Origin of the sequence: Pseudomonas xantholysinigenes (assembly GCF_014268885.2) — a bacterium.
Lineage (GTDB): Bacteria > Pseudomonadota > Gammaproteobacteria > Pseudomonadales > Pseudomonadaceae > Aquipseudomonas > Aquipseudomonas xantholysinigenes.
On record NZ_CP077095.1, the window covers coordinates 1,937,276 to 1,956,907 of the forward strand.

A 19,632-nucleotide genomic window follows, 5' to 3' on the forward strand; every position below is an offset into this window, starting at 1 on the left:
GCGAGGTCGATGGGGCGGGGCGGGGTATCCGGATACCGCCGCCCGGCGTAGGGTTACAGTTGCGCCGCGGTGCTCTTGACCGCTGCCAGTTCCGGGTGCGCCACCAGCTTGTCGATGTGCAGCTCGTCGTTGTTCATCCAGGTCTCGGTCAGCACCCGGTAGTGCTCCATGTCACGGCAGCGCATGCGCAGGCTGTAGTCGAAGTGCCCGCTGATCAGCTGGCACTCATAGACCTGCGGGCAGGCCCGCACGGTCGCCTCGAAGGCGCGTTGCGCCGAGCGTCCGCTCTGGTTGGACAAGGCCACCAGCACCAGCAGCGACAACCCCGGGGAGACTTGCTGCAGGTCGATGATTGCCCCGTAACCGCGGATCACCCCGCGCCGTTCCAGCTTGCGTACGCGCTCCAGGCAGGGCCTGGGGGTCAGGTGCACGAGGGTGGAGAGCTTTTCGTAGGTGATCCTTCCCTGGTGGCGCAGCACGTCGACGATGGCTTCATCGATGCGATCCAGCGGTGCTGCGACGGAGGTGGTGGCCTTGGTATCCATATACGGCGTGACTTCACTTCAGACGGTTGGAGAGGAACTGGCGCAGGCGCTCGCTCTGTGGCCGATCGAGGATCTCGGCGCTGCCGTGTTCCTCGACCAGGCCCTGGTGCAGGAACAGCACCTGGCTGGAGACCTGGCGGGCGAAACCCATTTCGTGGGTAACCATGAGCATGGTACGTCCTTCCTCGGCGAGCGTCTGTATCACCTTGAGCACCTCGCCGACCAGCTCGGGGTCCAGCGCCGAGGTGGGTTCGTCGAACAGGATGATCTCCGGCTCCATGGCCAAGGCCCGGGCAATGGCCACGCGCTGCTGCTGGCCGCCGGAGAGAAACGCCGGGTATTGCTCGGCGGCGCGCGTCGGCAGGCCGACCTTGTCCAGGTACTTGCGTGCCCGCGCCTCGGCTTCGCCGGCGCTGATGCCAAGGACCTTGCGTGGGGCCAGGCAGATGTTCTCCAGCACCGTCAGGTGGCTCCACAGGTTGAAATGCTGGAACACCATGGCCAGGCGCGTGCGCAGGTTGTGCAGCTGGGCCGCGGGCGGGGTGCGGGTGCCGGGGTGGATCTCCAGGGTCTGGCCGTCGAGGGTGATGCTGCCGGCATTGGGCTGCTCGAGGAAGTTGATGCAGCGCAGGAAGGTACTCTTGCCCGAGCCGCTGGCGCCGATCAGGCTGATTACATCGCCTTTGCGTGCCTGCAGCGAGACGCCTTTGAGCACTTCGTGCTCGCCATAGCGCTTGTGCAGGCCGTCGACGCTGAGCTTGAGCGTACCGGCATGGGCGTGCGCGCTCGGGGCCTGGACGAAGGTGGGGAGTGGCAGTGCGGTAGCGGTCATGGGGTCAGCCTCGGGCAGGGTCAAGGAAGCGCATCCAGCGTCGTTCGGCCACACGGAACAGGCCGACCAGGGCGAAAGACAGCAGCATGTACAGCAGGGCGGCCACGCCGAAGGCCTGGAAGGTGAGGAAGGTCGCGGCATTGGCGTCGCGGGCCACCTTGAGGATGTCAGCGACGGTGGCGGTGAAGGCCAGCGAGGTGGCGTGCAGCATCAGGATCAGTTCGTTGCTGTAGGCCGGCAGCGAGCGGCGCAGGGCCGCCGGCAACACCAGGAACAGGTTGAGTTTCCAGCCGCGCAGGCCATAGGCCTGGGCCGCCTCGAGCTCGCCGGCGGGCAAGTTGCGAATGGCCCCGGCGAAGATCTCCACGGTGTAGGCGCAGGTATTGAGGACGAAGGCCAGCAAGGTGCAGTTGATCGCATTGCGGAAAAACTGGTCGAGCAGGGCATGCTCGCGCACCACCTGCAGGCTGTAGAGCCCGGTGTAGCAAATCAGCAGCTGTATATAGAGTGGCGTGCCGCGGAACACGAAGGTGTACAGCTGCACCGGCAGGCGCAGCCAGGCATGGCGCGAGGTACGGGCCAGGGCCAGGGGTAGCGACAGGGCGAAGCCCAGGACCATGCTGGCGACGAACAGCCAGAGGGTCATGGCCAGCCCGGAAAGGCCGGTGCCATCGTGGTACAGGTAGGCCAGGCCGTATTCCTGAAGGAGTTCGATCATCGCACCAGCTCCTTGATTCCGGTGTTGTAGCGCCGTTCAAGGTGCTTGAGCAGGCGGTTGGACAGGGTGGTGATGACCAGGTACACCAGGCCCGCCAGGCACAGGAAGAACAATACGTCGTTGGTGGTCTTGCCGGCGTTCTGCGCGGCCTTGACCAGGTCGGCCAGGCCGATGATCGACACCAGCGCGGTGGACTTGAGCAGCACCAGCCAGTTGTTGCCCAGCCCCGGCAGGGCAAAGCGCATCAGTTGCGGGAACAGCACCAGGCGAAAGCGCTGGGCGCGGCTCAGGCCGTAGGCCGTGGCGGCTTCCAGTTGCCCGGCGGGCACGCTGAGGATGGCGCCGCGGAAGTTCTCGGTGAAGTAGGCGCCGTAGATGAAACCGAGGGTGAGCACCCCGGCGCTGAACGGGTCGATCTCGACGTAGTCCCAGCCCAGCGCCTCGGTGAGGTCGTTGAGCCAGATCTGCATGCTGTAGAAGATCAGCAGGATCAGCACCAGGTCGGGGACGCTGCGAATCAAGGTGGTGTAGAGGGTGGCCGGGATGCGCAGCAGCTTGTTGCGCGACAGCTTGGCGCTGGCGCCGATCAGGCCCAGCGCCAGGCTCAGTGCCAGCGACAGCAGGGCCAGCTTGACGGTCATCCAGGTGCCTTGGGCCAGCAATGGGCCGAAGCCTTGCAGGCCGCTGGTGAGGAAATCGTGCATGACGGGGTCTCGCGGTGGGTGCTTCGCGGGTGAACCCGCTCCCACAGGTTGTGTGCAGGCCTAAGGCTGGTTGTTACCTGTGGGAGCGGGCTGGCCCGCGAAGAGGCCGGTGGGAACTCACTCGTTGTAGATATCCACGTCGCCGACGTACTTCTTCTGGATTTCGGCGTAGGTGCCATCGGCGTGGATCATGGCAATGCCTTTGTCGAGCAGGGCCTTGAGCTCGGGGTCGGTCTTGCGCAGGCCCATGGCGATGTCCAGCGGCAGGGTCGGATCCTTGATGGCCGGGCCGCTCTTGAAGTCGGCGCCTTCGGGCTTGGAGAGGAAATTGAGCTGGGCTTCGAGCTTGTCGGTGACGGTGGCGTCGAGGCGGCCGTTCATCAGGTCGGCGTAGTTCTGGTCCTGGGCCTGGTAGGCCTTGACCTGGGCGCCCAGCGGCGCCAGCACGGCGCGGGCGTACGCTTCCTGCAGCGAGCCCTGGAGCACGCCGACCTGCTTGCCCTTGAGCGATTCGACGGTATCACCGAAGTCGGCCGACTTGCGCACGATCACCGAGGTCGGGCTGAGGAACAGGCGGTCGCTGAAGTCGATCTGCTTCTGGCGCGCCGGAGTGACCGCCATCGACGACATGATGGCGTCGAACTTGCGCGCGCGCAGGGCCGGGATCATGCCGTCGAATTCGTTATGCACCCAGGTGCACTTGACCTGCAATTTTTCGCAGATGGCATTGCCCAGTTCGATGTCGAAGCCTTGCAGGCTGCCATCGGCGGCAACCGACTCGAAGGGTGGGTATTCGGGGTAGACGCCGAAGCGGATCTCGGTCCACTCCTTGGCCTGGGCAACGGTGGTGGCGCACAGCGAGAACAGCAGCACGCCGAGGTGTTTGCGCATGGAGAGCATGGTCGTGGATCCCTGGGTGTTGTTATTGGTAGTAGGGCGGTTACCGCGTGTAGGTCCGTCGGTGACTCATGGGTCGGGCTCAGAATGCGCGAGATAGACAGGTTTTTTGTGTCGTTTGCTAGCGCGCGGGAGGCCGGATTCGGCTGTTAGGAATCTCCTGGCAGCCGAATCGGCTGTATCGACAAAGATTTATGGATGTGCGACAGCGGTTTCGGTCATTGGCGCGGCGCAAGGCCGCTCCAGCGGTTGTGTAAAGCCGGTCAGGCAGCGCTGGCCTTGCGCGCCGCCACTTTCGGCTGCAGCAGGGCAAACAGGTCCTTCGGATTCTCCAGTTCTGGCACCAGCGCAATGTCATGCCCGATGTCCAGTGCCTTGGCCACATCCAGCACATAGCGCAGCGCCGAGTAGTCCTCCAGGGCGAAGCCGACCGAATCGAACAGCGTGACTTGCGCGACGCTTTCGCGGCCTGCTGCGCTGCCTTCGACGACCTGCCAGAACTCGGTGGTCGGCGAATCCGCTGGCATCTGCTGGATCTCGCCCTCGATGCGGCTCTGCGGTTCATACTCGACGACCACCCGGGCACGCTCGACGATGTCGCGGTGCAGTTCGGTCTTGCCCGGGCAGTCGCCGCCGACGGCGTTCAGGTGCATGCCAGGCTCGATCATCTCCGGGGTGAGGATGGTGGCGTAGGCCTTGTCGGCGGTGACCGTGGTGACGATGTCGGCGTCACGTACCGCGGCGGCGACGGAGTCGGCGATGACCAGCTTCAGCTGCGGATAGCCGGCCAGGTTGGCGGCGAGCTTCTCGGATGCCCGGCGGTCGATGTCGAACAGGCGGATTTCCTCGATGCCCAGCAGGGCGTGGAAGGCGATGGCCTGGAACTCGCTTTGCGAGCCGTTGCCGATCAGCGCCATGCGCTTGCTGTCCGGGCGCGCCAGGTAGCGGGCGGCCAGGGCCGAGGTGGCGGCGGTGCGGATCGCGGTGGTCAGGGTCATCTCGCTGAGCAGCACCGGGGCGCCGGTGTCGACGTCGCCCAAGGCGCCGAAGGCCATCACCGTGAGCAGGCCGTTGTGGGTGTTCTTAGGGTGGCCGTTGACATACTTGAAGGCATAGAGATTGGCGTCGGAAACCGGCATCAGCTCGATCACCCCGTCTGGCGAGTGGTTGGCCAGGCGCGCGCACTTCTCGAAGTCGTGCCAGCGCAGGTAGTCCTGGCGAATGTAGTCGGCCATCTCGGCCAGGCAGGTGGGCAGGCCCTTGCGGTTGACCAGGTGGGCGAGGTCTTGCACGTCGATATAGCGGGTCATGGTGAGGCTCCTTTTCAAGTCAGTGGCGCGCGGGCAGGTGAACTTCGGCGAGCATGCAGCGGGCGCTGCCGCCGCCGATGCGTTCGATATGGTCGATGTTCACCACCAGCGGGTGGCTGTGGCGCTCTACTTGCCGGCGCTGGCCGGCATCGAGCGAGGTCCAGGCGCTGCGGGACATCACCAGCAGCGAGCGGCCGTCTCGGTCATGGACTTCGAGCATGTTGCCGGCGAAGTTCTCCAGCTGATCGAAGCCCAGGGCCAGCAGCTGCTTGCCGGTGTCGCGCAGGGAATGTTCCAGCGCCCGACGTTCTTCGGCGTGGGGCAGGGCGTCGAGGCAGGCCACGGCGAGCTGGCGGCCGACGTTCATCATCACGTTGCTGTGGTAGATCGGCGCCTGCTGGCGATCCAGCGCATGGAACAGGCACAGGCGGTAGTCGAGGCGTTCGGCGAACTGGCGCAGGGCGTATTCGTGGGTGCGCCCGGAATGGCAGGCGTAGCTGATCCGGTGTTCACGGTCCAGGACCATGCTGCCGGTGCCTTCGAGGAACAGATTCTGCTGTTCCAGCGGGCTCAGGTCGATGGTGCGCTGGATGGCGAAGCGCGCGTCCAGCACGCCCAGTACGCCCTTGCCGCGCTCCAGGCGGCGGTTCTCGCCTTCCATTGGGTAGAGCACCAGGCTGCCGTCGGCATGGCTGCTCCACCAGTTGTTGGGGAAGATCGAGTCGGGCGTGTGCGGTTCGGGGGTGTCCTGCACCACCAGCACCTCCACGCCGTGCTGGCGCAGGGTGTCGACGTAGCCGTCGAATTCTTCCAGGGCCTTTTCACTGGCGGCCTGAGGGTCCAGGGGCGCTTGCTGGAAGCGGTTGTTGGCGGCGGTGTCCGGGTTGAAGGCGAACCGCGCCGGGCGAATCATGAGGACGGTATTTGTTGTTTGCATTGGGCACGCATCCACGGGTGGGCTGTGTGACCATTTTCGGGGGGATCGTCGCGATATCCCGGCTGAAGCGCGAGGGGCGGGCAGCCGGAAGCAGCTGAAATGGATGGGTTGTCAGCCGAATCGGCTGATGTCGCAGGAAAGGCCTTCCCCACGAGGATGAAGTGCGCAAATGAAAACGGCGCCTCGAGAGGCGCCGTTGCATGATTGCTGGAACAATCTACTTGTGCAGCTCTTCAGCCGCGTACAAGGTGTTCTCCAGTAGGCAGGCACGGGTCATCGGGCCGACACCGCCCGGTACCGGGGTGATCCAGCCAGCGCGGGGCAGGGCGGTCTCGTAGACCACGTCGCCGACCAGCTTGCCGTCGTCCTGGCGGTTGATGCCGACGTCGATGACGATGGCGCCTTCCTTGATCCACTCACCCTTGACCAGGCCCGGTTTGCCGGCGGCGACCACCACCAGGTCGGCACGGCCGACGTGGCCGGGCAGGTCCTTGGTGAAACGGTGGCAGACGGTGACGGTGCAGCCGGCCAGCAGCAGCTCCATGGCCATTGGGCGGCCGACGATGTTGGACGCGCCGACGATCACCGCGTTCATGCCGTACAGGTCCTGGCCGGTGCTGTGCAGCAGGGTCATGATGCCCTTCGGCGTGCACGGGCGCAGCAGCGGGATGCGCTGGGCCAGGCGGCCGATGTTGTAGGGGTGGAAGCCATCGACGTCCTTGTCCGGACGGATGCGCTCGAGCAGCAGGGAGGCGTCCAGGTGCGCGGGCAGCGGCAGCTGCAGCAGGATGCCGTCGACGGCCGGGTCGTCGTTGAGGCGATCGATCAGGTCGGTCAGGGCTTGCTGCGTGGTATCGCTGGGCAGGTCGAACGCCTGGGAGATGAAGCCGACCTCTTCGCAGTCCTTGCGCTTGTGCGAGACATAGACTTGGGAGGCGGGGTCGGTGCCGACCAGGATTACCGCCAGGCCTGGCGTGCGCAGACCCTGCTGGCGGCGCTCGGCGACACGTTGGGCGATCTGCTGGCGCAGGTTGGCGGCGATCGCCTTGCCATCGATAAGGTGTGCAGTCATAGACGCGTGATTAACCATCGAGAAGGGAACATATAAGAAGCGCGTATTCTCGCACGACCTGGCGCGAGGGCAAAGGCGGGTGGTCGGGCAAATCCCCTAACCCCTTCAATAATTTAAATTTTTTTGCGAAAGGTGTTGACGCCCCCAAGGGCCGCCTATAAGATTCGCCGCACTTGTCGGGCACTGCCTGGCACGGGTTGGCAAGGTCAGGCAGAATAAGCAGTTGGTTTGTTCCGTCGGACTGGTAGCTTAAGCGCCCGTAGCTCAGCTGGATAGAGCATCCGCCTTCTAAGCGGATGGTCGCAGGTTCGAGTCCTGCCGGGTGCGCCATTAAGGCCTGGGCAAGTAAAGCAGTACCGCACTATGGTGGGCGTAGCTCAGTTGGTAGAGCGCTGGATTGTGATTCCAGTTGTCGTGGGTTCGATTCCCATCGTCCACCCCAGATTCTGCAGGGGCGCCTCGATTGAATGATCCGGCGCCTTTGTTTTTGAGTTATGCGGACGTGGTGAAATTGGTAGACACACTGGATTTAGGTTCCAGCGGCGCAAGCTGTAAGAGTTCGAGTCTCTTCGTCCGCACCATGTTTCTGTAAGGCTGTACCGTAACACCGCACTATGGTGGGCGTAGCTCAGTTGGTAGAGCGCTGGATTGTGATTCCAGTTGTCGTGGGTTCGATTCCCATCGTCCACCCCATATTTTCGAAGGCGCCCGCATCTTGTGATCGGGCGCCTTTGTCGTTTCTGGCGTATGGCGCTACTGGTGGCCTGACCATGAAGGCTGATAGATTGCAGCCCCTTGAATGCCCGCAGAGGAGTGGCGCAGATGATCGCAAAAGAAGCGCGCCAGGCCCTGGCGCTGCAACGGTTCGCCGAGTTGAATCCGCAGCTGCTCGAAGAGGTCCGCGAGTTGGATGAGCGCGAGCAGGCCCAGCAGATCGAGTGGGCGTTCGAGGATGCCGCCGATGAACTGGGCGTGCAGCCTTGGGAGTATGCGCTGCAACTGATTGCCGAATCACCGCAGGAGCTGCAGGCCATGCGCCTGGAGACGCACCGCGAGGTGGCCGAGGCGCTGGGGTTGGCGTGGGAAGAATATTGCCAGTTCAATGAGATCGAACCGGAATAAGGGTTGGTTCTTGCGCGGTTGCGCATGATGGCTGCCAGGTGGTCAGGGAGGATGGTGCGGCGCCTGTCGAATAGATGCAGGCTTTTGCTCGATACCCCTTGAAATTCCACGCAAAATTCCCATATTCCAGGCAGCTGATGTTTGTTTGACAAGGTTTTACGGCCGCGCGCCCGGCAAGGGCTTGCGCGGCCCTGAATGAAACAGGCTCGACGCCAAGGCGGGCGGGCCTTTCAAGGAAATCGACCGGCGTGGTCCGCCGACAATCCGGGTGGGGTGACTTCTGCTGCATGAGTCACTAGAATGTTTGCCCTTGATTCTGGAGTCGGGCTATCGCCGGCTAACGTCTGTGCAACGAGGAATATCCATGCAAGTTTCTGTTGAAAACACTTCCGCTCTCGAGCGCCGCATGACCATCGCCGTTCCGGCCGAGCGCGTCGAGAACGAAGTCAACAAGCGTCTGCAGCAGACTGCCAAGCGCGCCAAGGTTGCCGGCTTCCGTCCGGGCAAGGTGCCGATGAGCGTGATCCGCCAGCGTTTCGAAGCCGATGCCCGTCAAGAGGCCTTCGGTGACCTGGTTCAGGCTTCCTTCTACGAAGCCATCGTCGAGCAGAAGCTGAACCCAGCTGGCGCTCCGGCCGTCGAGCCAAAATCGTTCGAAAAAGGCAAGGACCTCGAGTTCGTCGCCATCTTCGAAGTCTTCCCGGAATTCACCGTTGCCGGTTTCGAGTCGATCGCCGTCGAGCGCCTGAGCGCCGAAGTGGCTGACGCCGACCTCGACAACATGCTGGAAGTGCTGCGCAAGCAGAACACCCGTTTCGAGGCCGTCGAGCGCGCTGCTGCGAACGACGACCAGGTCAACATCGACTTCGTCGGCAAGGTCGACGGTGAAGTCTTCGCCGGTGGTTCGGCCAAGGGCACCCAGCTGGTGCTGGGTTCCGGCCGCATGATCCCGGGCTTCGAAGACGGCCTGGTAGGCGCCAAGGCTGGCGAAGAGCGCGTTGTCAACGTGACCTTCCCCGAGGACTACCAGAACCTGGACCTGGCTGGCAAAGCCGCTGAGTTCACCATCACTGTCAACAGCGTGTCGGCCCCTGTGCTGCCAGAGCTGAACGAAGCCTTCTTCGCCCAGTTCGGCATCAAGGAATCGACCCTGGAAGGCTTCCGCGCCGAAGTTCGCAAGAACATGGAGCGTGAACTGCGCCAGGCCATCAAGACCAAGGTCAAGAACCAGGTCATGGACGGTCTGCTGGCCGCCAACCCGGTCGAAGTACCGAAAGCCCTGCTGGAAAACGAAGTCAACCGTCTGCGCGTGCAGGCTGTTCAGCAGTTCGGTGGCAACATCAAGCCTGAGCAGCTGCCGGCCGAGCTGTTCGAAGAGCAAGCCAAACGCCGCGTGGTGCTGGGCCTGATCGTCGCTGAAGTGGTCAAGCAGTTCGAACTGAAGCCCGATGAGGCCGAAGTGCGCAAGATGATCGAGGAAATGGCCTCGGCCTACCAAGAGCCTGAGCAGGTTGTGGCTTGGTACTACAAGAACGACCAGCAACTGAACGAAGTCCGTTCGGTTGTACTGGAAGAACAAGTTGTAGATACTGTCCTGCAGAAAGCGACTGTGACCGACAAATCGGTCTCGTACGAAGAAGCCGTCAAGCCAGCACAGGCAGCCGCCGACGCTGAGTAACAGGCTACTCTCGTAGGAAACCCCCACAAGCCAGCCTTCGCGCTGGCTTGTGTGTATTCAAGCCATGACTATTTGGGAGCGAGTGCAGGACATGTCCCGCAATTCTTATATTCAGCAAAGCTCTGACATCCAGGCCGCTGGCGGCCTGGTCCCGATGGTTATCGAGCAGTCCGCCCGTGGCGAACGTGCCTACGACATCTATTCGCGCCTCCTCAAGGAACGCGTGATCTTCCTGGTCGGCCCGGTAGAAGACTACATGGCCAACCTGGTGGTGGCGCAGCTATTGTTCCTTGAGGCGGAAAACCCGGACAAGGATATCCATCTCTATATCAACTCCCCGGGCGGCTCGGTAACTGCCGGCATGTCGATCTACGACACCATGCAGTTCATCAAGCCGGATGTCTCGACCATCTGCATCGGCCAGGCCTGCAGCATGGGCGCCTTCCTGCTCGCGGCCGGTGCCGCCGGCAAGCGCCACTGCCTGCCGAACTCGCGGGTCATGATCCACCAGCCGCTGGGCGGCTTCCAGGGTCAGGCCACCGATATCGAGATTCACGCCCAGGAAATCCTCAACATCAAGGCGCGCCTGAACGAGCTGCTGGCCCACCACACCGGCCAGGACCTCGAGACCATCAAGCGCGACACCGAGCGTGACAACTTCATGAGCGCTGCGCGCGCGGCCGAGTACGGCCTGATCGACTCGGTCTACGACAAGCGGCAACTGGCATCCTGAAGCAATGCGCCAGAGCGGGAGGGCATGGATTGTGCCCTTCCGCGGACTTGAAAAAGCCAGCGATTGCCTTCATCTTGTGTTTCAAGCCTACCGGATTGGATCGATCGAATGACTGACACCCGTAACGGCGAGGACAACGGCAAATTGCTCTATTGCTCCTTCTGCGGCAAAAGCCAGCACGAAGTGCGCAAGTTGATTGCCGGCCCCTCGGTATTTATCTGCGACGAGTGCGTCGACCTGTGCAACGACATCATCCGCGAGGAGGTGCAGGAAGCCCAGGCCGAGAGCAGCGCGCACAAATTACCCTCGCCGAAAGAAATCAGCGGAATCCTGGACCAGTACGTCATTGGTCAGGAACGCGCGAAAAAGGTCCTGGCGGTAGCGGTGTACAACCACTACAAGCGCCTGAACCAGCGTGACAAGAAAGGCGACGAAGTCGAACTGGGCAAGAGCAACATCCTGCTGATCGGGCCGACCGGCTCGGGCAAGACCCTGCTCGCCGAGACCCTCGCGCGCCTGTTGAACGTACCGTTCACCATCGCCGACGCCACCACCTTGACCGAAGCCGGTTATGTCGGTGAGGACGTCGAGAACATCATTCAGAAGCTGCTGCAGAAGTGCGACTACGATGTGGAGAAGGCCCAGATGGGCATCGTCTACATCGATGAGATCGACAAGATCTCGCGCAAGTCGGACAACCCGTCCATCACCCGCGATGTTTCGGGCGAAGGCGTGCAGCAGGCGTTGCTGAAGCTGATCGAGGGCACTGTGGCCTCGGTACCGCCGCAGGGCGGTCGCAAGCACCCGCAACAGGAATTTTTGCAGGTCGATACCCGCAATATCCTGTTCATCTGCGGTGGCGCGTTCTCGGGCCTGGAAAAGGTCATCCAGAACCGCTCCACCAAAGGCGGCATCGGCTTCAGTGCCGAAGTGCGCAGCAAGGAAGAGGGCAAGAAAGTCGGCGAGTCGCTGCGTGAGGTCGAGCCGGACGATCTGGTCAAGTTCGGCCTGATCCCTGAGTTCGTCGGCCGCCTGCCGGTGCTGGCGACCCTGGACGAGCTGGACGAGGCTGCGCTGATGCAGATCCTCACCGAGCCGAAGAACGCCCTGACCAAGCAGTACGCCAAGCTGTTCGAGATGGAAAGCGTCGACCTCGAGTTCCGCAGCGATGCGCTCAAGGCCGTTGCCCGCAAGGCTCTGGAGCGCAAGACCGGCGCCCGTGGCCTGCGTTCGATCCTCGAAGGCGTGTTGCTCGACACCATGTATGAAATTCCTTCGCAGAAGGAGGTCAGCAAGGTGGTCATCGACGAGAGCGTCATCGACGGCACGTCGCAGCCGCTGCTGATCTACGAGAACAGCGAGCCGCAAGCCAAGGCTGCCCCCGACGCCTGATCGGGCAAGGGGTAGCGTGGATGAAAAGGGGCCTTCGGGCCCCTTTTTGCATTTCATGGCCGCGGCGCTTGTAATTTCCCAGGGCTGCCCCCACATTAGCCCCAAGCACCATTTCCAAAGGTTTCCGGCCACAAGGCCGCTGTAGAGGCGAAATCATGAAGACCACCCTCGACTTGCCTCTTCTGCCATTGCGTGACGTCGTCGTCTATCCGCACATGGTCATCCCGCTGTTCGTGGGGCGTGAGAAGTCCATCGAGGCCCTCGAGGCCGCGATGACGGGCGAAAAGCAGATCCTCCTGCTGGCCCAGAAGAATCCTGCCGACGATGATCCAGGCGAAGACGCCCTGTATCGCGTGGGCACCGTCGCCACCGTCCTGCAACTGCTCAAGCTGCCCGATGGCACCGTCAAGGTGCTGGTCGAGGGCGAGCAGCGTGGCGCGGTCGAGCGCTTCAACGAAGTCGACGGCCATATCCGTGCCGACGTCAGCCTGATCGACGAAACCGAGACCGCCGAGCGCGAGTCCGAGGTGTTCGTGCGCACCTTGCTGTCGCAATTCGAGCAGTACGTGCAACTGGGCAAGAAGGTCCCGGCCGAAGTGCTGTCCTCGCTCAACAGCATCGAGGAGCCTGGGCGCCTGGTCGATACCATGGCCGCGCACATGGCGCTGAAGATCGAGCAGAAGCAGGAGATTCTCGAAATCGTCGACCTGGCGGCGCGCGTCGAGCACGTGCTGGCGCTGCTGGATGCCGAAATCGACCTGCTGCAGGTCGAGAAGCGCATCCGTGGCCGGGTCAAGAAGCAGATGGAGCGCAGCCAGCGCGAGTACTACCTGAATGAGCAGATGAAGGCCATTCAGAAGGAACTCGGCGATGGTGACGAAGGCCACAACGAAATCGAGGAGCTGAAAAAGCGTATCGATGGCGCCGGCCTGCCGAAGGACGCCCTGGCCAAAGCCCAGGCCGAGCTGAACAAGCTCAAGCAGATGTCGCCGATGTCGGCCGAGGCCACCGTGGTACGTTCCTACCTGGACTGGCTGGTACAGGTGCCGTGGAAGGCCCAGAGCAAGGTGCGCCTGGACCTGGCCAAGGCCGAGGAAATCCTCGATGCCGACCACTATGGCCTGGAAGAGGTCAAGGAGCGCATCCTCGAGTACCTCGCCGTGCAGAAGCGGGTGAAGAAGATCCGCGGCCCGGTATTGTGCCTGGTGGGGCCGCCCGGTGTGGGCAAGACCTCGCTGGCCGAGTCGATCGCCGCCGCCACCAACCGCAAGTTCGTGCGCATGGCCCTCGGTGGCGTACGTGACGAGGCCGAGATTCGTGGCCACCGCCGCACCTACATCGGTTCGATGCCTGGGCGTCTGATTCAGAAAATGACCAAGGTTGGTGTACGCAATCCACTCTTCCTGCTCGACGAAATCGACAAGATGGGCAGCGACATGCGTGGCGATCCGGCCTCGGCGCTGCTGGAAGTACTCGACCCTGAGCAGAACCACAACTTCAACGACCATTACCTGGAGGTCGACTACGACCTCTCGGACGTGATGTTCCTGTGCACCTCGAACTCGATGAACATCCCGCCGGCGCTGCTCGACCGCATGGAAGTCATCCGCCTGCCGGGTTACACCGAGGACGAGAAGATCAACATTGCGGTCAAGTACCTGGTGCCCAAGCAGGTCAAGGCCAATGGCCTGAAGAAGGACGAGCTTGAGGTCGAGGTGTCGGCCATCCGCGACATCATCCGCTACTACACCCGCGAAGCCGGCGTGCGTGGCCTGGAGCGGCAGATTGCCAAGGTCTGCCGCAAGGTGGTCAAGGAGCACACCGGGGCCAAGCAGGTGAAGGTCAAGGTCAGCGGCGAGCAGCTTGAGCAGTTGCTGGGCGTGCGCAAGTTCCGTTACGGCCTGGCCGAGCAGCAGGACCAGATCGGCCAGGTCACCGGCCTGGCCTGGACCCAGGTGGGCGGTGAGCTGCTGACCATCGAGGCGGTGGTCATCCCGGGCAAGGGGCAATTGATCAAGACCGGCTCACTCGGTGACGTCATGGTCGAGTCGATCACTGCTGCGCAGACGGTGGTGCGCAGCCGCGCCCAGAGTCTGGGGATCGCCGCAGACTTCCATGAAAAACGCGACGTTCACATCCATATGCCCGAAGGCGCCACGCCCAAGGACGGCCCGAGCGCCGGTATCGGCATGTGCACCGCGCTGGTCTCGGCCCTGACCCAGATCCCGGTACGCGCCGATGTGGCGATGACCGGCGAGATCACCTTGCGTGGTCAGGTCCTGGCCATTGGTGGTCTCAAGGAAAAACTGCTAGCGGCGCACCGTGGCGGGATCAAGACGGTGATCATTCCCGAGGAGAATGTTCGCGATCTCAAGGAGATTCCGGAAAATATCAAACAGGATCTTCAGATCAAACCGGTCAAATGGATTGACGAAGTCCTCCAAATTGCGCTGCAATACGCCCCGGAGCCCTTGCCAGATGTGGCTCCGGAGATTGTCGCGAAAGATGAAAAGCGCGACGGCGATGCTAAGGAAAGAATCAGCACGCATTAACACGTATTTCGCTGGGGGGCGTTGGTTGACAGTTTTTTCCGGCCCTTGCTATAAAGCGGCACGCCAGTGTCAACAGGCCACCCAGCGCTCGTTTCATAAGCTTTTCATTACATACTTAGAAACAAACTCAATAGAGAAATAAGGGGACTTAGAGTGAACAAGTCGGAACTGATTGACGCTATCGCCGCATCCGCTGATATCCCGAAAGCTGTAGCCGGCCGTGCGCTGGACGCAGTCATCGAATCCGTTCAGGGCGCCCTGAAAGCAGGCGACGATGTTGTCCTGGTTGGCTTCGGTACCTTCTCGGTCAAGGAGCGCGCCGAGCGCACCGGCCGCAACCCGCAAACCGGCAAGGCGATCAAGATCGCTGCCGCCAAGGTTCCAGGCTTCAAGGCTGGCAAAGGCCTGAAAGACGCCGTCAACTAAGTCGTCTTTCAGCCGGTCTGGGCAAGCCCGGGCCGACCGCGTGACGGCGGGTCGCAAACGTTCCCGCTGGCACGCTCGCTTCGAGAAGGCGCATCCACTGGATGCGCCTTTCTTCTATCAGGACTCTACCCACGCTCCGCGGTTGTCGACGCAGTGGTACAACCGTTTCTGGGGGACGCATGCTGCAGAATATCAGGGACAATTCACAAGGTTGGATTGCCAAGACCATCATCGGCCTCATCGTCGTACTGATGGCGTTGACCGGCTTCGAGGCCATTTTCCAGGCCGCCAGCCATAGCCAGGACGCCGCCAAGGTGAACGGCCAGACCATCAGCCAGAACGAGCTGAGCCAGGCCGTGGACATGCAGCGTCGCCAGCTGATGCAACAGCTGGGCAAGGATTTCGACCCTGCGCTGCTGGACGAGAAAATGCTGCGTGAAGCCGCGCTCAAGGGGCTGATCGATCGCAAGCTGCTGTTGCAGGGCGCCGAAGACGCCAAGTTCGCTTTTTCCGAGGCCGCGCTGGATCAGTTGATCCTGCAGACGCCTGAATTCCAGGTCGATGGCAAGTTCAGCGCCGAGCGCTTCGACGCCGTGATCCGCCAGATGGGTTACGGGCGTATGCAGTTCCGCGAGATGCTCGCCCAGGAAATGCTCATCGGCCAGCTGCGCACCGGCCTGGCCGGCAGCAGCTTCGTCACCGACAAACAGGTAGAGGCATTCGCCCGTCTGGAAAAACAGACCCGTGACTTCGCCACGCTGACCTTCAAGGCCGAGCCGGCCGCGGTCAAGGTGAGCGATGACGAGGTCAAGGCCCACTACGACCAGCACGCCAAGGAGTTCATGACCCCCGACCAGGTGGTGATCGACTACATCGAGCTGAAGAAGGCGGCCTTCTTCGACCAGGTCAAGGTCAACGACGACGAGCTCAAGGCTCTGTACGAGAAGGAGATCGCCAACCTTGGCGAGCAGCGCCATGCCGCGCACATCCTGATCGAGGTAAACGGCAAGACCACCGATGCCCAGGCCAAGGCCCGTATCGAGGAGGTCCAGCAGCGCCTGGCCAAGGGTGAAGACTTCGCCGCGCTGGCCAAGGAATTCTCCCAGGACCCAGGTTCGGCCAGCAGCGGTGGCGACCTCGGCTTCGCCGGGCCGGGCGTTTACGACCCGGCCTTCGAGGACGCGCTGTACAAGCTGAACAAGGACCAGGTGTCCGCGCCGGTGCGCACCGAGTATGGCTACCACCTGATCAAGCTGCTGGGCGTCGAGGCACCGGATGTGCCGACCTTCGCCAGCCTGAAGGACAAGCTGACTCACGAGCTGAAGACCCAGCAGGTGGAACAGCGCTTCGTCGAAGCCACCAAGCAGCTCGAGGACTCCGCCTTCGAAGCGTCCGACCTGGCCCAGCCGGCCCAGGACCTGAACCTGAAGGTACAGACCTCCGCGGCCTTCGGTCGTGAAGGCGGCGAGGGCATCACCGCCAACCGTGCGGTGATCCAGGCCGCGTTCAGCGAGGAAGTGTTGGAAGAGGGCGCCAACAGCAACGGTATCGAGCTGGACCCGGAGACCGTGGTGGTACTGCGTGTCAAGGAGCACCGCAAGCCCGAGCAACTGCCGCTGGAAGCCGTGGCCAAGAACATCAGCGCGCAGTTGGCCAAGGAGAAGGCGACGGCCGAACTCAAGGCCAAGGCCGACACGCTGATTGCCGGCCTGCGCGATGGTTCGATCAAGGCCGCCAGCCAGAACTGGAAGGTCCAGGAAGCGGCCACCCGTGGCCAGGACGGCATCGACCCGGTCGAACTGCAAGCGGTGTTCCGCCTGGGCAAGCCTGAGTCCAAGGACAAGCCGGTCTACGGCAGCGCGGTCCTGGGCGATGGCAGCCTGGTGGTCCTGCAGCTTAAGGGCGTCAACGAAGGCGCCGCCGCCACCGACGAGGAAAAGGCGCAGATTCGCCGTTACCTCGCCTCGCGTGCCGGTTCCCAGGACTTCGCGGCGTACCGCAAGCAACTGGAAGGCAGCGCCGACATCACCCGTTACTGAGTGCTGTCGCGCTAGTGAAACAGGCCGCTTATGCGGCCTGTTTCGTTTTTGATGTTCAAGACCTAGCGCTTAACCCTCCCCGGCGATTGCTGCGTTAACACTCAGCCCTTTCAAGGTATTGAGAATTGGCGTCCGACTTAGACTCGCCGGGGTCGCTTTGCGACCCTTTCCGACCGGTCCGACGCCTCGGCAAGGCCGCTCCTACAGGTGACCGTGCCGTCCTGTAGGAGCGGCCTTGTGTCGCGAAAGGGCTGCAACGCAGCCCCGGCAATCTTGAATTGAAGCGGCCACATCCGAAAAAACGCAAAGACCTTGAAAGGGCTGGCGTTAACACTGAAACCCTGGGGCCGCTACGCGCCCCTTTCGCGACACAAGGCCGCTCCTACAGGGACCGCGCATAGCCGCGGCCTAGCGTCGAACCCCTTCGTGATTGTCCAGCGTATCCCGGGCAATCTCCCGGCCCAGGGCAATCAGTTCCGGCGCCTTGTAGAACTCGAAGAACCGGCATACCCGCTTGGGTACGTTGATCAGCACATCCGGTGGATAGCCGGCGATCTTGTATTGCGCCAGCGATGTCTGCATCACCTCGAAGCTTTGGTTGATCAAGTCGAGCAACGACGCCGGGCCGACGTTGTCGATGATGAACGAACCGGTGGCCGATTTCGGCGCGCCTTCGCTCTGTGGCGCCGCCGCCGGCTGCTGGCCTTCCGGGGCGGCGCTTTCGCCCAGCCAGGGATTGGGCGCGGCCAGCCCTTCGGCGACGATCTCCTGTTCCAGGCGGATCAACTGCTCGGCCGGCTTGCGCCGGAACGGCAGGCGCGAGCCCAGCGAGCTGATCAGCGAATCGAAGCGCATCTTGAACGCCGCCGGGCGTTCGATCACCGGCAACTGGTACTGCTTCTGGTTGGTGGCATTGAGATTGACCGCGATGATCAGGTCACAGTGGCTGGATACCACCGGCACGATCGGCAGTGGGTTGAGGATGCCGCCATCGACCAGCATGCGATTGCCTTGCACCACCGGGGTGAACAGGCTGGGGATCGCCGCCGAGGCGCGCATCGCCTGGTGCAGGCAGCCTTCCTGGAACCAGATTTCTTGCTGGTTGGTGAGGTCAGTGGCGACCGCGGTGTAGGGGATGCGCAGTTGCTCGATATTGATTTCGCCGACGATCTTGCGGATCTGCCCGAAGACCTTGTCGCCACGAATGGCGCCCAGACGGAAGCTGACATCGACCAGGCGCAGCACGTCGAGGTAGTCCAGGCTTTCGATCCAGCTGCGGTATTCATCGAGCTTGCCGGCGGCGTAGATGCCGCCGATCACCGCCCCCATGGAGCAGCCGGCAATGCAGGCGATTTCGTAGCCGCGCCGCTCGATTTCCTCGATCACGCCGATGTGGGCGTACCCCCGGGCTCCACCGGAGCCCAGTACCAATGCCACGCGTTTGCTCATGAGCGATTCCCCTGCGCCAGTGCAACCATGGTCCAACAATGCACCCAATGGCGCCTGTGCTTCAATGTAGTCCGCGCTGGGCTACGCTGAGCAGGGCACTTTTCGTTTGCTTTGCCGTCGAACGGCCACCTTAGTTCTTTCCCCTCGAGGTATTACCGATGAAAGTCTGGATCACCCTTCCACTGATCGCCTTGGTCCTGGTCGGTTGCGCAGGCAAGACAGCCTATCGCGACAGTTGCGCGACCCAGCTCGATGCCGCCTGGAAGGAACTGGACCTGGCCAAGGCCGAGGGCTTTGCTGGCACCGTAAGCTACTCCAAGGCGCTGTCGCTGCTGACCGGCGCCAAGACCCAGCAGCAGTTCGAGGGATTTGAAGGCTGTACCCACAAGGCCGAGAAGGCGCGGTTCTATATTCGTGAATCGCGCGCCGGCCGTTGATCGAGGAGCAACACATGTCCGCGATGCTCGATCATGTAGTGGCCCAGGTGCTTGCGCTGCAGGTGGGCTTGTTGGCCTGCCGCGAGCGCCTTGGCGCCGATACCGACCCAGAGGCGCTGCATGACCTGCGTATCACCTTGCGCCGTTTGCGCAGCCTGCTGCGGCCCTTGCGCGGCTTGCCGGGCGTCGAGCAACTGGACGGGGCGGCGCAGGCACTGGGCGCCCTCACCACACCTTTGCGCGACCGTGAGGTGCTGGCCGCGCAATTGATTGCGCGCGGCCACTTGCAGGCTGGCGAGCGGCGTCAGGCCGGGCGGGCGCGGACCTTCGCCGCTGTCGCGGCCAGTGCGCAGCTGACCCGGGTGCTGGCGATTGTCGATGCCTTTCCCATGTTCCTTCGCGCCGCTGACCGTGAGGGGTTGGCACGACGTTTGGCGCAACGCCTCGACCAGCGCCTGGAGGCGCAATGGGGCAAGCTCGGCAAGGCCCTGGACGATCCGGCCCACGACCGTCACCGCCTGCGTTTGCTGATCAAGCGGGTGCGCTACGGTGATGCCGCCTATCCGCAGCTCAACCACGCGGGTCGCAAGCTCCAGCGCCTGCTGAAGCAGGCCCAGGGCGAGCTGGGCGATTGGCATGACCGCGTGCAATGGCTGTCGCAGGTGCGCGAACACGCTGACCTGGCAGGCTGCAAGGTGGCCTGGGAGCACGAACTGCATGCTGCCCAAAGCAAGGCCGACATCACCCTCGAAGCCCTGCGCAAGGCCATTGCCCGTCGTTAGTCCCGGT

General features: G+C 62.7%; 18 protein-coding genes and 4 tRNA genes. 13 read left to right on the plus strand and 9 right to left on the minus strand.

The window, feature by feature from the left end; translation table 11 throughout:
* Positions 1-53 precede the first annotated feature (53 nt).
* The 8 genes from HU772_RS08725 to folD form a co-directional block, all read right to left on the minus strand.
* Positions 54-545, minus strand: a complete 492-nt coding sequence (locus tag HU772_RS08725; protein WP_186659946.1) for an Lrp/AsnC family transcriptional regulator — start codon at positions 543-545, stop codon at positions 54-56.
* A gap of 13 nt (positions 546-558) precedes the next feature.
* Complete coding sequence (locus HU772_RS08730; RefSeq protein ID WP_225923116.1) at positions 559-1,377, minus strand: ABC transporter ATP-binding protein; 819 nt, start codon at positions 1,375-1,377, stop codon at positions 559-561.
* 4 nt (positions 1,378-1,381) lie between these two features.
* Positions 1,382-2,095 carry an ABC transporter permease gene (locus tag HU772_RS08735; protein ID WP_186659948.1) on the minus strand — a complete coding sequence of 238 codons (714 nt, stop codon included), beginning with the start codon at positions 2,093-2,095 and terminating at the stop codon, positions 1,382-1,384.
* Positions 2,092-2,799 (minus strand): ABC transporter permease, encoded by a 708-nt coding sequence (locus HU772_RS08740; protein WP_186659951.1) that lies wholly within the window; start codon positions 2,797-2,799, stop codon positions 2,092-2,094. Before HU772_RS08740 ends, HU772_RS08735 begins: the two co-directional genes overlap by 4 nt.
* A gap of 117 nt (positions 2,800-2,916) precedes the next feature.
* Complete coding sequence (locus tag HU772_RS08745; protein WP_186659953.1) at positions 2,917-3,699, minus strand: ABC transporter substrate-binding protein; 783 nt, start codon at positions 3,697-3,699, stop codon at positions 2,917-2,919.
* Between the two features lie 260 nt (positions 3,700-3,959).
* Positions 3,960-5,006 carry an ornithine cyclodeaminase gene (ocd, locus tag HU772_RS08750; RefSeq protein ID WP_186659955.1) on the minus strand — a complete coding sequence of 349 codons (1,047 nt, stop codon included), beginning with the start codon at positions 5,004-5,006 and terminating at the stop codon, positions 3,960-3,962.
* Positions 5,007-5,025: 19 nt separating this feature from the next.
* Positions 5,026-5,943 (minus strand): citrulline utilization hydrolase CtlX, encoded by a 918-nt coding sequence (gene ctlX / locus HU772_RS08755; RefSeq protein ID WP_186659957.1) that lies wholly within the window; start codon positions 5,941-5,943, stop codon positions 5,026-5,028.
* Positions 5,944-6,160: 217 nt separating this feature from the next.
* Positions 6,161-7,015 carry a bifunctional methylenetetrahydrofolate dehydrogenase/methenyltetrahydrofolate cyclohydrolase FolD gene (folD, locus tag HU772_RS08760; RefSeq protein WP_186659958.1) on the minus strand — a complete coding sequence of 285 codons (855 nt, stop codon included), beginning with the start codon at positions 7,013-7,015 and terminating at the stop codon, positions 6,161-6,163.
* A gap of 253 nt (positions 7,016-7,268) precedes the next feature.
* Between folD and HU772_RS08765 the strand changes: the two genes are divergently transcribed.
* The 11 genes from HU772_RS08765 to HU772_RS08815 all read left to right on the plus strand — a co-directional run bounded on the left by HU772_RS08765 (position 7,269) and on the right by HU772_RS08815 (position 16,957).
* A tRNA-Arg gene (locus HU772_RS08765) sits at positions 7,269-7,345 on the plus strand.
* Positions 7,346-7,381: 36 nt separating this feature from the next.
* Positions 7,382-7,457 (plus strand) — tRNA-His (locus tag HU772_RS08770).
* Between the two features lie 54 nt (positions 7,458-7,511).
* Positions 7,512-7,596 (plus strand) — tRNA-Leu (locus HU772_RS08775).
* A gap of 36 nt (positions 7,597-7,632) precedes the next feature.
* Positions 7,633-7,708 (plus strand) — tRNA-His (locus tag HU772_RS08780).
* A gap of 129 nt (positions 7,709-7,837) precedes the next feature.
* Positions 7,838-8,137, plus strand: a complete 300-nt coding sequence (locus tag HU772_RS08785) for a DUF6388 family protein (RefSeq protein ID WP_186660292.1) — start codon at positions 7,838-7,840, stop codon at positions 8,135-8,137.
* Between the two features lie 364 nt (positions 8,138-8,501).
* Positions 8,502-9,815 (plus strand): trigger factor, encoded by a 1,314-nt coding sequence (gene tig / locus HU772_RS08790; RefSeq protein ID WP_186660294.1) that lies wholly within the window; start codon positions 8,502-8,504, stop codon positions 9,813-9,815.
* A gap of 91 nt (positions 9,816-9,906) precedes the next feature.
* Positions 9,907-10,548: an ATP-dependent Clp endopeptidase proteolytic subunit ClpP gene (gene clpP / locus HU772_RS08795; RefSeq protein WP_043213484.1), complete on the plus strand. Its 642-nt coding sequence runs from the start codon at positions 9,907-9,909 to the stop codon at positions 10,546-10,548.
* Between the two features lie 108 nt (positions 10,549-10,656).
* Complete coding sequence (clpX, locus tag HU772_RS08800; RefSeq protein WP_186660296.1) at positions 10,657-11,940, plus strand: ATP-dependent Clp protease ATP-binding subunit ClpX; 1,284 nt, start codon at positions 10,657-10,659, stop codon at positions 11,938-11,940.
* A 155-nt stretch (positions 11,941-12,095) separates the two neighbouring features.
* Positions 12,096-14,492 (plus strand): endopeptidase La, encoded by a 2,397-nt coding sequence (gene lon, locus HU772_RS08805; protein ID WP_186660298.1) that lies wholly within the window; start codon positions 12,096-12,098, stop codon positions 14,490-14,492.
* 153 nt (positions 14,493-14,645) lie between these two features.
* Positions 14,646-14,918, plus strand: a complete 273-nt coding sequence (locus HU772_RS08810; RefSeq protein WP_023629739.1) for an HU family DNA-binding protein — start codon at positions 14,646-14,648, stop codon at positions 14,916-14,918.
* Between the two features lie 179 nt (positions 14,919-15,097).
* Positions 15,098-16,957, plus strand: coding sequence for a SurA N-terminal domain-containing protein (locus HU772_RS08815; RefSeq protein WP_186660300.1), 1,860 nt, complete (start codon positions 15,098-15,100; stop codon positions 16,955-16,957).
* Positions 16,958-17,365: 408 nt separating this feature from the next.
* Here the strand turns inward: HU772_RS08815 and HU772_RS08820 are convergent, their stop codons facing one another.
* A complete protein-coding gene (locus HU772_RS08820; RefSeq protein ID WP_186660302.1) occupies positions 17,366-18,406 on the minus strand; it encodes a patatin-like phospholipase family protein in 1,041 nt (346 codons plus the stop codon).
* 158 nt (positions 18,407-18,564) lie between these two features.
* On the opposite strand from HU772_RS08820, the gene HU772_RS08825 reads away from it, so the two are divergent.
* On the plus strand, positions 18,565-18,843 hold the full coding sequence (locus HU772_RS08825) for a hypothetical protein (RefSeq protein WP_186660304.1): 279 nt from the start codon (positions 18,565-18,567) through the stop codon (positions 18,841-18,843).
* A gap of 14 nt (positions 18,844-18,857) precedes the next feature.
* Entirely contained in the window at positions 18,858-19,625 is a 768-nt protein-coding gene (locus HU772_RS08830) for a CHAD domain-containing protein (protein ID WP_186660306.1), read from the plus strand.
* Positions 19,626-19,632 lie beyond the last annotated feature (7 nt).

Excerpts from the sequence above, each read along its gene's own strand:
- HU772_RS08830 (WP_186660306.1), top strand. The coding sequence starts at position 18,858 with ATGTCCGCGATGCTCGATCATGTAGTGGCCCAGGTGCTTGCGCTGCAG.
- HU772_RS08735 (WP_186659948.1), bottom strand. The coding sequence starts at position 2,095 with ATGATCGAACTCCTTCAGGAATACGGCCTGGCCTACCTGTACCACGAT.
- lon (WP_186660298.1), top strand. The coding sequence starts at position 12,096 with ATGAAGACCACCCTCGACTTGCCTCTTCTGCCATTGCGTGACGTCGTC.
- ocd (WP_186659955.1), bottom strand. The coding sequence starts at position 5,006 with ATGACCCGCTATATCGACGTGCAAGACCTCGCCCACCTGGTCAACCGC.
- clpX (WP_186660296.1), top strand. The coding sequence starts at position 10,657 with ATGACTGACACCCGTAACGGCGAGGACAACGGCAAATTGCTCTATTGC.
- HU772_RS08730 (WP_225923116.1), bottom strand. The coding sequence starts at position 1,377 with ATGACCGCTACCGCACTGCCACTCCCCACCTTCGTCCAGGCCCCGAGC.
- ctlX (WP_186659957.1), bottom strand. The coding sequence starts at position 5,943 with ATGCAAACAACAAATACCGTCCTCATGATTCGCCCGGCGCGGTTCGCC.
- HU772_RS08820 (WP_186660302.1), bottom strand. The coding sequence starts at position 18,406 with ATGAGCAAACGCGTGGCATTGGTACTGGGCTCCGGTGGAGCCCGGGGG.
- HU772_RS08825 (WP_186660304.1), top strand. The coding sequence starts at position 18,565 with ATGAAAGTCTGGATCACCCTTCCACTGATCGCCTTGGTCCTGGTCGGT.
- HU772_RS08785 (WP_186660292.1), top strand. The coding sequence starts at position 7,838 with ATGATCGCAAAAGAAGCGCGCCAGGCCCTGGCGCTGCAACGGTTCGCC.
- HU772_RS08740 (WP_186659951.1), bottom strand. The coding sequence starts at position 2,799 with ATGCACGATTTCCTCACCAGCGGCCTGCAAGGCTTCGGCCCATTGCTG.
- tig (WP_186660294.1), top strand. The coding sequence starts at position 8,502 with ATGCAAGTTTCTGTTGAAAACACTTCCGCTCTCGAGCGCCGCATGACC.
- HU772_RS08725 (WP_186659946.1), bottom strand. The coding sequence starts at position 545 with ATGGATACCAAGGCCACCACCTCCGTCGCAGCACCGCTGGATCGCATC.
- HU772_RS08745 (WP_186659953.1), bottom strand. The coding sequence starts at position 3,699 with ATGCTCTCCATGCGCAAACACCTCGGCGTGCTGCTGTTCTCGCTGTGC.
- clpP (WP_043213484.1), top strand. The coding sequence starts at position 9,907 with ATGTCCCGCAATTCTTATATTCAGCAAAGCTCTGACATCCAGGCCGCT.
- folD (WP_186659958.1), bottom strand. The coding sequence starts at position 7,015 with ATGACTGCACACCTTATCGATGGCAAGGCGATCGCCGCCAACCTGCGC.
- HU772_RS08815 (WP_186660300.1), top strand. The coding sequence starts at position 15,098 with ATGCTGCAGAATATCAGGGACAATTCACAAGGTTGGATTGCCAAGACC.